Here is a 14,171-nt window from a genome sequence, read left to right as displayed (position 1 = left end):
AACTTATGAAAACAAATGCATCCCGTTACGTACTACTAGCGTTTGCCTGCTTCATTGCGTTCATTTTATACTTTGTTGTTAAAGTGCAAATCGACAGCAAATACGATCACGAGTTGATGTTGGAAGATTACTACCGACAAGAAAAGAAAATCAACAAACAATTCGAGGAAGAATCGGCGGTTTCAGCTTCCGAAGAACCGATTTTCCGGCAAACAAACGTTTCCTTAGAAATCGATTTTCAAGCAAAATCCGAAAACATCAGCGGAACAGCATCGTTTTTAAGACCGTCGAGCAAAAAAGCCGATTTCACCATTCCGATACAACTAAAAGCAGGCGAATCTTTGGTTATTCCGCGCGGAAAACTACAAACTGGCTTGTGGTACATAACGCTCGAATGGCAACAAAACGGCAAGCAACTGCGCATTAAAAAAGAACTTTACCTCAACTAAAATGCTAGCAACCGCTTTTATACTCGGACTCATTTCGTCGTTGCATTGCGTGGGTATGTGCGGCCCCTTAAGTTGGTTCGCTGTTGGGCAACCCGTTTCGGAACGCGAACGTATTTCTCGTTTAACCACCTATTTAGTTGGCAAAACAACTACATACGTTTTAATGGGTTTACTTTTTGGCTTAATTGGCAATAGTATGGGCGTCGGAAAATGGCAGCAGCAAATGGCCATTTCGGTAGGCATTTTAATGTTGCTTTACGTGTTGCTTAGCGAAAAACGATTTGTAGCACTTTTCGGAGCCGCACGAAGCATGAAAGGTTTTCAGCATGTACGAGCGCGCGTATTGCCGTATTTACCGAAACACCCGTTTATTAAAGCATTTTCCATCGGACTCTTAAACGGATTTTTACCGTGTGGCATGATTTACATGGCGTTATTTGGCGCTTTAGCCACCGGAAACCTAGCCGATAGCATGACATACATGCTCTTATTTGGTTTAGGAACCATGCCGTTAATGAGCGCCACAACATTATTACTTTCTTCCGCTAGTTTATTAATGCGCCGCTCCAATGCGTTAATACCCATTTTCATTGCAATTTTAGGAGTTTGGTTTATCTTAAAAGGCCTCGGATTTGGCATTCCGTACCTCTCACCTAGCAATCTCGAGTTAGTAGTGATGCAACAACCCAACTGTCGCTAACAGAAACACAAAAACGTTTTTTCGCCCTTTCTATTTTTTAATTTTCATGCGGCTATTCCCGCTTTTCGTTGCAATACCGCTTTTGCGCCGGCGGTTTGGGCAGTTTTCTGCGGGGCTTCCGTTGGTCGCCGCGCTAAAAACGCCCGCACACGCCACTGCTTCAGCGTTATTTCCACTGCAATCGGGGCCGGAATGTCGTTACCGTAAAAATCATAATCTTACTTTTAGTGAAAAAGGTAATGCACCTGCGTTAACTTGCTTTTAAAAAAAAATGACTCGTATCTTTACACGAAACTCAATCACAAGCCCTCATACCAATGTCATTGAAACCTCTTCAAGTCCGAAACCGCGAAAACCTTAGTGTAAAAGCAATAAAAGCGGTTGCCGTTTTCGAGAAATTACTCGGCGAGCTCAGTAAACGCGCAATGCCCGAAAGCACTGAGACCTTTGTAAACGAGCTCATCGAACGCATTAACGCAACGGTATTGCCCGAAAATCAGTTACTAAAACCCATCGCTAAAAGTCAGGCGCAAATTTTGCAACAGGTAAAAAAAGAGCTCAAATGGGTGCCAAAAAATCATTACCGCGTATTGTTTACACTTTTTGGCATGAGCGCCTTTGGCATACCGATTGGCGTTGCTATTGGTACTTTGGCCAACAATATGGGCCTGCTCGGTTTAGGATTTCCGTTTGGTATGTCGATAGGCTTTGCAATCGGACATGTAAAAGACGAAAAAGCGGCCGCCGAAAACCGACAACTGGATTTGAATGTTTAGGCTAAAACGAAAATAATTACGCATCAATAAAAGGTAAAAGCGTTTAACGCTCCTATCTGTGCGTACACGAATTCTCAAAATTTACTGTACGACACGTTTTGCACGCATTTCCGCACAAGGGATGGCAACGGAAAGCCGTGCCAGCAAACGGCAATTGAAGCCCGTTGCGGGGCGGCGACCCAAGAAGCCGAACCAAAACGCGGCTGAAACGCCGCTTGCGGGTGCGCCTTGCAGTGAACAGCCCGACCTGCCGTAAACGATTTTTTCGCGCGGATCTAAAATACGCGCTTACAGATTTTTCAGGGCAGGATGTGCCCTAAAAAATAAATCCTAAACTGCCGAGGAGAACAGTTTGGTATCGGGCCATTTTCGCTGCAACCGCAAATCGAAAGCCATACAAATGTTTCGCAAAAAGGGTCGGCCGGCCTCTAAAACCTGCATACCCGTTTCGGTAAGCTCGAGCAAACCATCTGCAACAAAAGTTCGCAAACTGCTTTTTAAGGTTTGAAAATCTATGTACCGAAACAGCTCGTCGGTCCAAGTGGTTTGTAACTGGCACATGAGGTTTAAAATGTGTTGCTGTATGCACAGATCTTCACTGCTGAGTAAATGCCCTTTTACAACAGGTAACGTATTGCTTTCGAGTAATTTATAATACGTTTTCAAATCTTTGGTGTTTTGCATAAAAGCCGCCTTGGAATTTCCGATAGCCGAAACGCCCAAACCCAATTGCACGGCGGCTTTAGCGGTTGTATAACCCATAAAATTTCGGTGAAGCTGTCCGGTTACACTGTCGTGAAACAAATCGTCGGTGCGAAGCGCAAAATGGTCCATGCCAATTTCCACATAATCGTTTTCGAGCAAGAGTTCTCGGGCAATTTCGTACAGCTTGCGTTTTTGAGCGCCCTCGGGCAAATCGGATGTTTTAAAGCCGCGTTGTCCGGTACCTTTTACCCAGGGCACGTGTGCGTAGCTGTACAGCGAAATCCGATCCGGACGTAGAATGGTGGTTTTTTCGATGCTGTCGATAATATCGTTTTCACACTGAAAGGGAAGTCCGTACACCAGATCGTGCGAAACGCTTTTGTAGCCCAATTCGCGCGCCATGAAACTCACTTTAGCCACTTCGTTAAAGGTTTGCTGTCGGTTTATAGCTTGTTGTATATGCGGATTATAATCTTGAACGCCAAAGCTAACGCGCGTAAATCCGAAGCGTCGCAACGCGCGTAAATGCTGTGCGGAGGTGGAATGCGGATGTCCTTCGAAACCGAGTTCGGCAGTTGCATCGACTTCAACGGAGCTGGTAATTTCGGTAAGCAAGTGCTCTAACGACAACGGACTAAAAAAAGTTGGGGTGCCTCCGCCCAAGTGCAGTTCTTTCAAAACAGGTTTTGCGGGCAGTAATTCGAGGTAAAGATGCCACTCTTTAAGCAGCGCTTCTATATAAGGTTGCTCGACCTCGTGCCGTTTCGTAATGTACTTGTGGCAACCGCAAAATGTGCACAAACGCTCACAAAAAGGCAAGTGAATGTACAAACTAATGGAGTTTTCGGTTTCGAGTTGTTGTTGCAGGCGTTCAAGAGCTACTGCGGTCGAAAAAGTAGTTTCATCCCAATAGGGAACAGTGGGATAACTGGTGTAGCGCGGTGCAGCCGTATTGTATTTATCAAAGAGATTCATGATCTTTTTTGAGCAAATGTAGCGGCGGCAATCGCATGAAAATATGACAATTATCAGCTTAGAAGACTGTTCATGTCATTTCTTGAACGCACAGTATTCGCAAAAACTACAGCGTAGGTAAATTCAAATTTAGTTTCAGAGCTGTTTGTTTTCCCACTACTCCATCGATATCTTTTGCGGGAAAGTGTAGTTTTTGGAACGCGAGAACGGCGAGCAAGGTGTTTCTTCCGAAATCGCCGTCGATATTGGTTTGAAACAATCCGAGTTCTTGCAATCGTTTTTGGAGTTGAATCACATGCGGACCTTTAGAACCGAAACGCAAACGAATTTGTATTGCCTCGGGATTTTGCGCGATAAACTGGGCGTCGGCACCGCGAAACAAGGCGTAACAGAAACGATTTTGCGCTGGGGAATCTTTGTAAACGGCATCGTGAAAGAGTTTCCAGTAGCTGGTGTTGGGTGCAAAATTCCGACCTTTTGAATTCGGAAGCCCTAAAATTACTTGGCAACCTGCGCTGCTGTACCCTCCGGAAAGACTTTCGCCGTAGGCTGCGTGAATGTTGTCGTTTGGGTTACCGATTTCAATAGCATCGTCGTTGGCAAAAACTAGATCGTTCGTAGTTCGTCGCAACACAATATTAGTAGCTAAACGCAGGGCTTGATGTGCGCCGTTGATACTTGGATTGTGAAAACCTTTTTCGTAATAGGCGTAAAATCCGGATTGCATGGCATTGGCGCGCCCTGTTCCTGCCTGTTGCTTTTTCATGTATTTTAAGTGCGGAACGGTACTGCCCGGATAGAGAGCCATTTTTTCGGTAAGTGGATTAAAAATACCAATTAGGCAACGCGGATTTTCGTAATTGACTTCGGTGGCTTGGATTTTGTGCTCCGTCTTAAAACTAGCGGGATTAGCTGCTGTTGCGAGGCAGCCTCTCAATCCAAAAATGAGCTTTTCGGTTCTGGAATAAGGAAAGCTATTTAGCTCCAAAAGTTGCCGTAGCTGGCTTGCTGAAAATGTGAAAATTTGCATAAATATCTTCATTTAACGGAGGAATTTACTCATTTTTACATCGTTAAACAAAATTTATTTTGCTGCTCGACTCAGCAAATACGCTTCCTTACGAAAAAAAACTTAGTTTTCTTTACGGAAAAACCTTTTTTCGATGAAATACATGTTGTTTTTAACATTTGGAATCGTAACTTTGTTTTGAATTTATTTTTGAGTATACGTGTGTTTATTTATTAATGATTTAAATATTAACAATTATTCAATTTTTTTTCAAAGTTAAACCCTCTAACTAATTAAGAATAACCAAACAAAAAAAGAACCTTATGAGATACAGAAGATTATCTGGAGAAGAGTTTAGGGAGATTTTCCTAGGTCACAAGACACGAGTTCGTTATGCTGTTTCGAATTTTGGAAGAATTTTAAGTTTTTCCAGAGAAATGACAGACGGTAAAATTTTAAAAGGCGGTGAGCGCGATGGCTATCGTGTGCTACCGGTAAAAGTGAACGACGATGTTAGTCCAAAGTCGAAGGTATTTTTTGTAGGTAAACTAGTAGCAGAGGCTTTCTTGGAAAGACCTAGCGAAGATCACACCTACGTTTTGCACTTGGATTACAAGCGTGCAAACGACCGACTTGAGAACTTGAAGTTTGCAACATATCAAGAAATGCTTGACCACGGAAACAAAAGTCCGCATGTACAAGAAGCTAGACGCAAACTCATTCAGCACAACATTAAAAGCGACGGTCGTAAATTAACTGTTGCCAATGTAGTGAAGTTGAAAAAAATCTTAGCTGATCCAAATCGCAAGATTAAATTGCGTGCCCTTGCTAGACAATTCAACATCAGCGAAATGCAGTTGTTCCGAATTAAGAAAGGCGAAAATTGGGGTCATATTAAAATATAACTTCGAAAAGCTAAAAATCCCTACTTGTAGGGATTTTTTTTTGCCAATACTTTCCGTCCTTCGTAAGATAAAAACCTAATACGAACGTTTATGAATGCAAGAGACTTTTACAGAAAATACGATGTAGAGCTAATTCCGGCAGCATTAGCCGACTTAACCCTCGGAAAATGCGTCTGGGACGGCGGTTGGTTTGATAAACCCTCGTTTGAACGAAAAGGTATGCCGAATTATATCTTCAATGCGTTTGTAGCTGAGGATTTAATCAGTTTAGACGAATGCGACGAGTACTTAGAGCGATTCAGAACATTACCGCGTATTGAAGCTGCTTTTAGTCAGGAAAGTGTAGAACTTGAAACCGACGATGCCATACAACTGGGGATTCCGCAGTTAGCCAAACTCGATGCGAAGTTAGACATGGTTAAAAATGCGCGATTCTCGGTTTTGGAGGCCACTGGCAAAAGTATTCCGAACCGCGATCGCATCATCATCGACCGACTACTCGATCAGCTCAAAGCAAAAAACTGGGACAAATACCGCACCGGATTACGACGTGCGTATATGATTACTGAACTGTATTACGGTGCCGTTGAAATAACCATCGACCAAAAATGGGAAGCCGCACTCGACGCCAATATTGCTGCAACGCCGGGCGAACAAGCCGTAAAACTCAAAGTTGGCAAATCGGTTTCGTACACCTTTCCGAGCGGAAACGTACCTTTTGGAATGCGAATGGAACGTATTAAGTTTTTCAATAGCTGAAAAAAGTACCTTTGCGAACTTAATTTTTCGCATGGAACAAAAAAATATATTGAAAGGAGTGCTGTTTGTAGGAGCAGGTGCGGCAGTTTACGGCATGCTGGCCACTTTTGTTAAACTTGCTTACGCAGATAAATCGGATAGCGGCATAGGTTTTACAACTGCTGAGGTTACTACTTCGCAATTCGCATTAGGAATTCTTTTCACGGCACTTCTTGTTTGGATCAATGGCAAATCGAAAATTCAAAAACCGAGTCCGACATCCAAAGAAATAAAATCACTAATCATTGCGGGTACTTCTACGGGACTTACCAGCATTTTTTATTATCTATCGGTTAAATTTATTCCGGTTTCCATTGCCATTGTTTTGTTGATGCAAACGGTATGGATTGGCGTAGCTTTAGAGGCTCTTCTGCGCAAGCAAAAACCATCGACTGCTAAACTGCTCGCTATCGCCGTGGTTTTATTCGGAACCTTGCTTGCCACGAAAGCTTTTGAAGCACAAGACATTCCGGATTGGCGCGGACTCGTACTCGGATTTCTAGCAGCCTGTTCGTTCACTACAACCATGTTTACTGCAAACAGTATTGCAACGGGTGCAGCTTCCGAAAAACGGAGCTTTTGGATGCTCATTGGCGGTGCTTGCATGGTTTTTCCGTTTGCCCTCGCCACACAATCTACACCCTTTAATTTTGAAATATTTTACACTTGGGGAATTATACTCGCTTTATTCGGCACAGTTATTCCACCGATTTTATTGAATAAAGGATTTCCGCTCACAGGAATCGGTTTAGGAAGTATTGTAGCTTCGCTCGAATTGCCTGTTTCGGTTTTGATGGCTTTCTTTTTACTGAACGAAAGTGTAAGTGGTTTCCAGTGGTTGGGAATTATCTTAATTTTAATTGCGGTTGTACTGATAAACCGAAAAGCAAAACTCGGATAATACGAATTTTATAAAAGCACGAGCTTTTGGTTTGAGTAGTTTAAGACGATAGATACAATAATTTGCATTGAAGTTCCGATAAATATGTTATTTGCACCAGATCCGATATATTTTGATATTCCTGACGGCGAATTGGTTTACATTCCAGGATTTATTAGTAAAGATGAATGTGCTGCATTATTTGAGAAATTACTGCACGAAACGCTTTGGCAATCGGATCCGATTCGAATCTTTGGAAAAATGTACCAACAACCGCGATTAACAGCGCTTTATGGAAATGAAGGAAAGCCATACGGCTACTCGGGTATTGTGATGCAACCACACCGTTGGACACCAATGCTTATGCATTTAAAAGAGCTGGTCGAGCAACGTGCTGAAAACTCATTTTCAACGGTACTGTTAAACTTATACCGCAACGGCGCCGACAGTAACGGTTGGCACGCCGATAACGAAAGTGCGTTGGGACGAAATCCAGTAATCGCTTCGCTGAGTTTCGGCGCTAGTCGGAAGTTTCAACTCAAGCACAATACACTGAGCGATCAAAAAATAAATCTGGAGCTAGAAGACGGCAGTTTATTACTGATGAAAGGCAGTATGCAACACTTCTGGAAACACCAGATTCCAAAAACTACCAAAGAGGTTGGCCCTCGAATTAACCTTACTTTCAGAGAACTAAAGTGATTTGTATAAATTGGTATATTTGAAAAAATGTATCAATTTCATGGAAGCTATCGTTGAGTTCTTTAAACATATAGAATCGTACCACAGAGCCGGTATTTTAGCTGGCGGAATTGCTCTTTTTTGGCTAATCGAAAACGTAAAACCCGCCGCGAATTTTGCTTACAAAAAATGGTCGCATGCTGCTATTAACTTTGTTTTTACGGGGACAACCATTTTAGTGAATTTTGTTTTGGCGTTTCTGTTGTTGGAAGCCGCAAACCTCACGCGCAAATACGATTTTGGCTTGCTGCACGTCTTACCCGAAATACCACTTTGGCTGTACACGTTTGTCGGTATTTTTTTACTCGACTTTTTTGGAGCGTATTTAGCTCATTTTACACAGCACAAATTGGCGCCGTTGTGGCGTTTTCACATCATTCATCACACCGATGTTTATTTGGATACTACTTCGGCCAACAGGCATCATCCGGGAGAAAGTGTCATCCGTTTTTTATTTACCGTCTTTGGGGTGTTGCTGCTCGGAACACCGATGTGGATGGTTTTTCTGTATCAGTCGCTTTCCGTGGTTTTTAGTCAGTTTAATCACGCAAATATTTCGCTTCCGCGGAAGCTTGAAAACGTGCTCAACAAATTATTTGTAACGCCCGATTTTCACAAAGTACACCACCACATGTATTTGCCACATACCGATTCGAATTATGGAAACATCTTTTCAACCTGGGATTACGTATTTGGTACCTACATGCATTTAGCTCCGGGTCAGATTGATTTCGGTCTAGACACGCACCCTAACAAAAACGATCACAGCACTTTACGTAATTTACTTATCATTCCCTTCCAAAAAAAGCGACAAGCAAAATAATTTTCACAAAGCTGATACACTAAAATCAATTTTTTAGTAATATTGGGATACTATTGACAACATTTTGATTTTGATTTGAGTTTTCTGCAATGAAAAAGAGTAAACACAGCGATTTGACTCGCGAGCAAATTGAAAAAGTTATGAGTCTGGCACTCGAGGAAAAGAATCCGCTGGAAATCATAAAAAAAGACTTTGGTTGGTCGGCAAATGAAACGATTGATTTTATGAAATCGAAACTCACTGCAGACAAGTTCGAACTTTGGAAAAAGAAAGCCCAAGCGGCAAAACCTAAACCAAAACCCATTCGTTACGACGATTTTGACGACGAATTAGACGGTAAATATTATATCAAAAATAAATTTGATTAACGCGAGTTCGATGGAAAAATCGAAGGCAGAAATCATCTAAATAGTTGATTCTTAAGAGTATTTTCTTTGGGAAGCCGAGATATCAAAAAAAAACACAACGACGAAAGCTGCTATTAAAACGGTTAGCATCAAAAAATAGTAGTCGAGAATTTTCCATGAATAATGTAGTTATATCAGGTTCAGCGATCTAACAAGGATTTTTATGTTGAACAAACGTTGATTAGTTTGTATCTTTACAGACATGAAAACCTATAAAGATTTATCGGAAATCCAAATAGATCGGATTATTGAAATGGCATGGGAAGACCGAACTCCTTTCGACGCCATTAAACTTCAATTTGGTATTTCAGAACAAGAAACCATCGAGATTATGCGCCGGGAAATGAAGCCATCGAGCTTCCGTCTGTGGCGTGAACGCGTTCAAGGTCGTGCAACAAAACACGCAAAACTTCGAACCGACGACGTTGATCGATTCAAATGCACGCGCCAACGAAACATCTCTAACAACAAAATTAGCAAACGCTAAGTTCCTAAACATGTCGAAATTCCTCAAAACTGCCTTGCTTTTGTGCAGTTCATTAAGTCTTGCGCAATCCGTTTCTCAAACTGAAATTAAAATCAACGACCTCATTACGGGCACGTTATTTTCAAACAACGCCAATTACAATTCAGTACTAATCGTTTCAGTAGGAAGCGGACCAACCGATCGCTTCGGAAACCAATACGGAGCAGAAAGCAACAGCATCAAGTTTTTTGCTGAGGAACTTGCCAAAAAAGGAATCGCTGTTTTTAGTTACGATAAACGTTTCTTTGTACTCGCTAAAAATCCAGATTTCGACGAAGCAGCTCTGAATTTTGAAGACATGATTACCGATGCAAAAGCAGTAGCACTCTATTTTCAACAACAGCAACAGATAAAGAAAATTTACCTACTCGGCCACAGCGAAGGTGCTTTAGTGATGTCGGTTACTGCGCAAGATCCAAAATTAACAAAACTCCGTGGCTACGTATCGCTTGCCGGTCCGGCTCAAGCAGCGGGCGTTCTTCTGGTAGAGCAAATCGCAAAACAGGCTCCGTTTTTACGAGAAGATGTTCAAAAAGCCGTCGATAAACTAAACAAAGGAGAAACATTTAAGCTTGAAAATCAGATGTTGGCAAGCATTTTTCGCGAGTCGGTACAACCCTACCTCATCAGTTGGCTTAAGTACAACCCGTCGGCTGAAATAGCAAAAGTAACTGCACCTATTTTAATTGTCCAAGGAACGGCCGATTTACAAGTTCCAACTTCCGACGCTAACCTATTGGCCACAGCCGCTAAAGTCGACAAGCCCGTCTTGATCGAAAAAATGAATCACGTTTTAAAAATCGTGAATTCGCAAGAAGAAAATGTAGCTTCTTACAACGACCAAACAAAAGCGATATCGCCCGAATTGATTTCTGCTGTTTTCACATTCTGCAACAAATAGTGTAACAATTAGCTCAAAAGGTGTACTTACTTGAAAATCTAAAATCAAGAACGTACATGAAAAAGCTACTTCTAGCCGTTGTTCTCGTTTGTGGTATGGGGCAACAAGCTGTCCTGGCACAAAAATCGGGAGTCACAAAAATTAATGCTTCGATCAATTTAAACGAAGTTAAAAACGATGCATTGGCCGTTCAGGTTACTTTCGAAGGTAAACTTGGTTCGGAAATTGTTTATCGTTTACCTAAAACCATTCCCGGAACATATTCCACGGCAAACTACGGGAAATACGTCTTCGATTTCAAAGCTGTAGACAAGAAGAACAACGATCTTAAAGTAGAGAAAATCGACGAAAACTCGTATAAAATCAGCGATGCTAAAAACCTTAAATCGATTACCTATTACGTAAACGATACTTTCGATCAAGAAAAAGGCGGACAATTTGGTGAAGAAATTTTCTCACCAGCTGGAACCAATATCTTGGAAGGTGCTAACTTTTTATTAAATACACACGGATTCATAGGGTATGTGGATGGCTTAATGAGCGTTCCTTACACATTAAAAGTAACACATCCAGAAAATTTGTACGGTGCTACATCAATGACCGACGCGGATGCATCGAATACAGCCGATTTATTCACTGCCTTTCGCTACGCCGAACTGATCGAAAATCCGATCATGTACAGCAAATCCGATTACGCTACATTCAAAGTGGGTGATATGGACATTATAATTGCCGTTTATTCCCCGAAAGGGAACTTCAGCGCTAAGATGCTCGAGCCTGAAATGAAGCGGATGATGACCGCACAGAAACAATTCTTAGGCAAATTTAATGCAACAAAAAAATACGCGGTATTACTGTATTTATCCGACTTACAAGCCGATGACGCAAAAGGATTTGGCGCATTAGAACATCCCACTTCTACAACAGTGGTTATGCCTGAATCTCTTACTATTGAGCAAATGAACGAATCGATGCGCGATGTGGTTTCCCACGAATTCTTTCATATCGTAACCCCATTAACCATTCATTCCAAAGAAATTGAAGACTTCGATTTCGCAAATCCAAAAATGTCGGAACACTTGTGGATGTACGAAGGTGTTACCGAGTACTTTGCCAACTTGTTCCAAATCAATCAAGGTTTGATTTCTGAAGAAGACTTCTACAAAAGAATAAGCGGAAAAATCAAAAATGCTTCACAGATGGACGACTCCATGTCGTTTACCGTCATGAGTAAAAATGTATTAGATGAACCATACAAAACGCAATACCTAAACGTATACGAAAAAGGCGCGCTCATTGGTATGTGTATCGACATCATCATCCGTGAAAAAAGCAACGGACAACGCGGCATCTTAGACATGATGCAGAAGTTATCGCAAATTTACGGAACCAATAAAGCATTCAATGACAACGAATTGTTCGATAAAATTGCCGAAATCACGTACCCAGAGGTAAAAGACTTTTTAATCAAGCACGTTCAAGGAACAACACCAATCGATTACAATGCAATTTTAGCAAAAGTTGGCGTGACTCCTCAAGATACCGAAGTTAGTGGAAACCCTCTTATAAAAGGACAAAGTCCAATGATATCCGTAAACCCGCAAACCAAAGAGATTTACCTTCTTGCTTTGCCAGAAATTTCATCATTTTTTACCAGTTTAGGAATCCAGGGCAATGATATTTTACTAGCGTTTAATGATGTAAATTATAATCTAGACAACATCTACGATTTGATAAATGTAAGTCAGACTTGGAAAGACAATGATGCGATCACCATTAAATACAAACGCGATGGTGTTGAAAAAACAGCAACAGGAAAAATAATTCTTCCAAAAGAAAAAGCACTCGGATTCGCAGCAACCGACAAATCAAAAGACGGTCTTAAACAAGCATGGCTTAAGAAGTAATTTAACGTGAAGATTTTAGAAGCGTCGCCCTTAAAAGCGACGCTTTTTTGTTTGGAAAAAGTAGGTGAATCAACACGTAAATAGTTATTTTGCGAACCGAAATTTAACAAGCATGCGACACATTTTTATAGGCGCTTTGATGGCGTTGGCACTAGTTTCTTGTAAAGACGGCAAGAAAGCAACCGGAAATTTACTGGTTACCGGAACCATTAAAGATTTAAAAACCGGAAAACTATACTTGAAAGAACAGGCCGATACCACCTTAGTTACCATAGATTCACTTATTGTTGACGGCGATTCGAGCTTTGAATTCGACGTTAAGCTCGATTCGCCTAAAATGTTATTTCTTTTTCTGGATCGCGGAGTCACTAACTCAATAGACGATGTAGTTCCATTTTTTGCCGAAAAAGGTAAGATTAACATCGAGACAAATTTAAAAGCGTTTTACGCCGATGCTAAAATTACAGGAAGTGAAAATCAAAAGTTGTTGGAAGAGTACAAGAAGATTCAGTCGAGATACAGAAGCATTAATCTCGACTTGCAGCAACAGCGTTTAAATGCTATACGATTTAACAAAACGTTTCGTTTAGACAGCATCGATAAGGCTTCGAAGGATATTGTAAAAAAGATATACCTTATGGGAATCAACTTCTCTTTAAACCACCGCGATAAAGAGGTAGTTCCCTTCATTGTAACGACCGAACTTTACGATATGTCGTTCAAATACTTAGACACTATTTACAAAAACTTAGATCCAAAAGTGCTTAAAACGCGCGACGGTAAAAAACTTCAAAAGTTGTACGAACTGCGCAAGCAAATAGAGCAGCAATAATGGTCTAAAACAACTTCTAGCGCTCGAAGAAATTAATGTTAGAGAACCGTTAGCCACATAAACATATCGAATTCTCGAAATCACATTTCGTTTACGCAAATCATCTCACTGATTTTTTGGGCGGCATTTCGCGCCTTTCATTGCAATACAGCCTAACAGCAGTGGTTCAGGCACGCTTTTGCAACAGCTTCCGTTGGTCGCTGCTTCAAAACCGCCTTCACACACCGTGGTTACGGCTGTATTTTCATTGCAGTCACGGCCGCGAAAAGCATTACCACTTTACGGATCATCTTAACTTTTCGATATGTCAAATCCTTGCTTATTTCGAGGTTTTCANTCGCGCCTTTCATTGCAATACAGCCTAACAGCAGTGGTTCAGGCACGCTTTTGCAACAGCTTCCGTTGGTCGCTGCTTCAAAACCGCCTTCACACACCGTGGTTACGGCTGTATTTTCATTGCAGTCACGGCCGCGAAAAGCATTACCACTTTACGGATCATCTTAACTTTTCGATATGTCAAATCCTTGCTTATTTCGAGGTTTTCAAAAAATATGCGGAAAACCCGTAATCGTATGTCGATTTTTTTTCAAAACTTCGCCTCGATGGGGGCGGGTGGGATGGGGAGCGATTCCCACGTACGAAATTCCCGGAAATAAATTTTACGGAAAAACCGTAAATTTCACAGATTTCGAGATTGAAAGATTGAAAGATTGAAAGATTTAACCTTCGATAGGCTCAGGCTAAGACGATACATGGGCTCAGGCGGGCAAAATGATGCGTTAATTGGTGAAAGTCGCGAAGTCTTAATACTTAATACTCCAATCTTAATACTACAAA

The 14,171-nt window shown here is 41.5% G+C and carries 15 protein-coding genes; 13 read left to right on the top strand and 2 right to left on the bottom strand.

Annotated features, from left to right (window positions below; genetic code table 11):
• The first annotated feature begins 5 nt into the window (after positions 1 to 5).
• The 3 genes from CHX27_RS05820 (at position 6) to CHX27_RS05810 (ending at position 1,925) form a co-directional block, all read left to right on the top strand.
• Positions 6 to 449, top strand: coding sequence for a FixH family protein (locus tag CHX27_RS05820; protein WP_094485821.1), 444 nt, complete (start codon positions 6 to 8; stop codon positions 447 to 449).
• Between the two features lies 1 nt (position 450).
• Positions 451 to 1,149 (top strand): sulfite exporter TauE/SafE family protein, encoded by a 699-nt coding sequence (locus CHX27_RS05815; RefSeq protein WP_094485820.1) that lies wholly within the window; start codon positions 451 to 453, stop codon positions 1,147 to 1,149.
• 317 nt (positions 1,150 to 1,466) lie between these two features.
• Positions 1,467 to 1,925 (top strand): hypothetical protein, encoded by a 459-nt coding sequence (locus CHX27_RS05810; RefSeq protein ID WP_094485819.1) that lies wholly within the window; start codon positions 1,467 to 1,469, stop codon positions 1,923 to 1,925.
• A gap of 330 nt (positions 1,926 to 2,255) precedes the next feature.
• On the opposite strand, the gene hemN is transcribed toward CHX27_RS05810, so the two are convergent.
• Together hemN and CHX27_RS05800 are read right to left on the bottom strand one after the other, a co-directional pair.
• The gene (gene hemN, locus CHX27_RS05805; RefSeq protein ID WP_094485818.1) at positions 2,256 to 3,605 is read right to left on the bottom strand and encodes an oxygen-independent coproporphyrinogen III oxidase; all 1,350 of its coding nucleotides are present in this window, start codon (positions 3,603 to 3,605) and stop codon (positions 2,256 to 2,258) included.
• A gap of 106 nt (positions 3,606 to 3,711) precedes the next feature.
• Positions 3,712 to 4,647 carry a peptidoglycan-binding domain-containing protein gene (locus CHX27_RS05800; RefSeq protein WP_094485817.1) on the bottom strand — a complete coding sequence of 312 codons (936 nt, stop codon included), beginning with the start codon at positions 4,645 to 4,647 and terminating at the stop codon, positions 3,712 to 3,714.
• A 290-nt stretch (positions 4,648 to 4,937) separates the two neighbouring features.
• Between CHX27_RS05800 and CHX27_RS05795 the strand changes: the two genes are divergently transcribed.
• The 10 genes from CHX27_RS05795 to CHX27_RS05750 all read left to right on the top strand — a co-directional run bounded on the left by CHX27_RS05795 (position 4,938) and on the right by CHX27_RS05750 (position 13,334).
• Positions 4,938 to 5,519: a helix-turn-helix domain-containing protein gene (locus CHX27_RS05795; RefSeq protein WP_094485816.1), complete on the top strand. Its 582-nt coding sequence runs from the start codon at positions 4,938 to 4,940 to the stop codon at positions 5,517 to 5,519.
• Between the two features lie 90 nt (positions 5,520 to 5,609).
• Positions 5,610 to 6,278: a hypothetical protein gene (locus CHX27_RS05790; RefSeq protein ID WP_094485815.1), complete on the top strand. Its 669-nt coding sequence runs from the start codon at positions 5,610 to 5,612 to the stop codon at positions 6,276 to 6,278.
• Positions 6,279 to 6,309: 31 nt separating this feature from the next.
• Positions 6,310 to 7,218, top strand: coding sequence for a DMT family transporter (locus CHX27_RS05785; RefSeq protein ID WP_094485814.1), 909 nt, complete (start codon positions 6,310 to 6,312; stop codon positions 7,216 to 7,218).
• An 84-nt stretch (positions 7,219 to 7,302) separates the two neighbouring features.
• Positions 7,303 to 7,899 (top strand): alpha-ketoglutarate-dependent dioxygenase AlkB family protein, encoded by a 597-nt coding sequence (locus CHX27_RS05780; protein ID WP_094485813.1) that lies wholly within the window; start codon positions 7,303 to 7,305, stop codon positions 7,897 to 7,899.
• A 40-nt stretch (positions 7,900 to 7,939) separates the two neighbouring features.
• Positions 7,940 to 8,761 (top strand): sterol desaturase family protein, encoded by an 822-nt coding sequence (locus tag CHX27_RS05775; RefSeq protein WP_094485812.1) that lies wholly within the window; start codon positions 7,940 to 7,942, stop codon positions 8,759 to 8,761.
• 89 nt (positions 8,762 to 8,850) lie between these two features.
• Complete coding sequence (locus tag CHX27_RS05770; RefSeq protein ID WP_094485811.1) at positions 8,851 to 9,129, top strand: DUF2805 domain-containing protein; 279 nt, start codon at positions 8,851 to 8,853, stop codon at positions 9,127 to 9,129.
• A 241-nt stretch (positions 9,130 to 9,370) separates the two neighbouring features.
• Entirely contained in the window at positions 9,371 to 9,655 is a 285-nt protein-coding gene (locus tag CHX27_RS05765) for a TIGR03643 family protein (protein WP_094485810.1), read from the top strand.
• A gap of 10 nt (positions 9,656 to 9,665) precedes the next feature.
• A complete protein-coding gene (locus tag CHX27_RS05760; RefSeq protein ID WP_094485809.1) occupies positions 9,666 to 10,595 on the top strand; it encodes an alpha/beta hydrolase in 930 nt (309 codons plus the stop codon).
• Positions 10,596 to 10,651: 56 nt separating this feature from the next.
• The gene (locus tag CHX27_RS05755; protein ID WP_094485842.1) at positions 10,652 to 12,502 is read left to right on the top strand and encodes a M61 family metallopeptidase; all 1,851 of its coding nucleotides are present in this window, start codon (positions 10,652 to 10,654) and stop codon (positions 12,500 to 12,502) included.
• A gap of 112 nt (positions 12,503 to 12,614) precedes the next feature.
• Entirely contained in the window at positions 12,615 to 13,334 is a 720-nt protein-coding gene (locus CHX27_RS05750) for a DUF4369 domain-containing protein (RefSeq protein WP_094485808.1), read from the top strand.
• The last annotated feature ends 837 nt before the right edge of the window (positions 13,335 to 14,171 follow it).

It is taken from the genome of Flavobacterium aurantiibacter, assembly GCF_002251775.1.
In the GTDB taxonomy this organism is placed as follows: Bacteria; Bacteroidota; Bacteroidia; order Flavobacteriales; family Flavobacteriaceae; genus Flavobacterium; species Flavobacterium aurantiibacter.
Note: the sequence above shows the minus strand (reverse complement) of the source record. Positions and strands in the feature narration are given on the sequence as shown.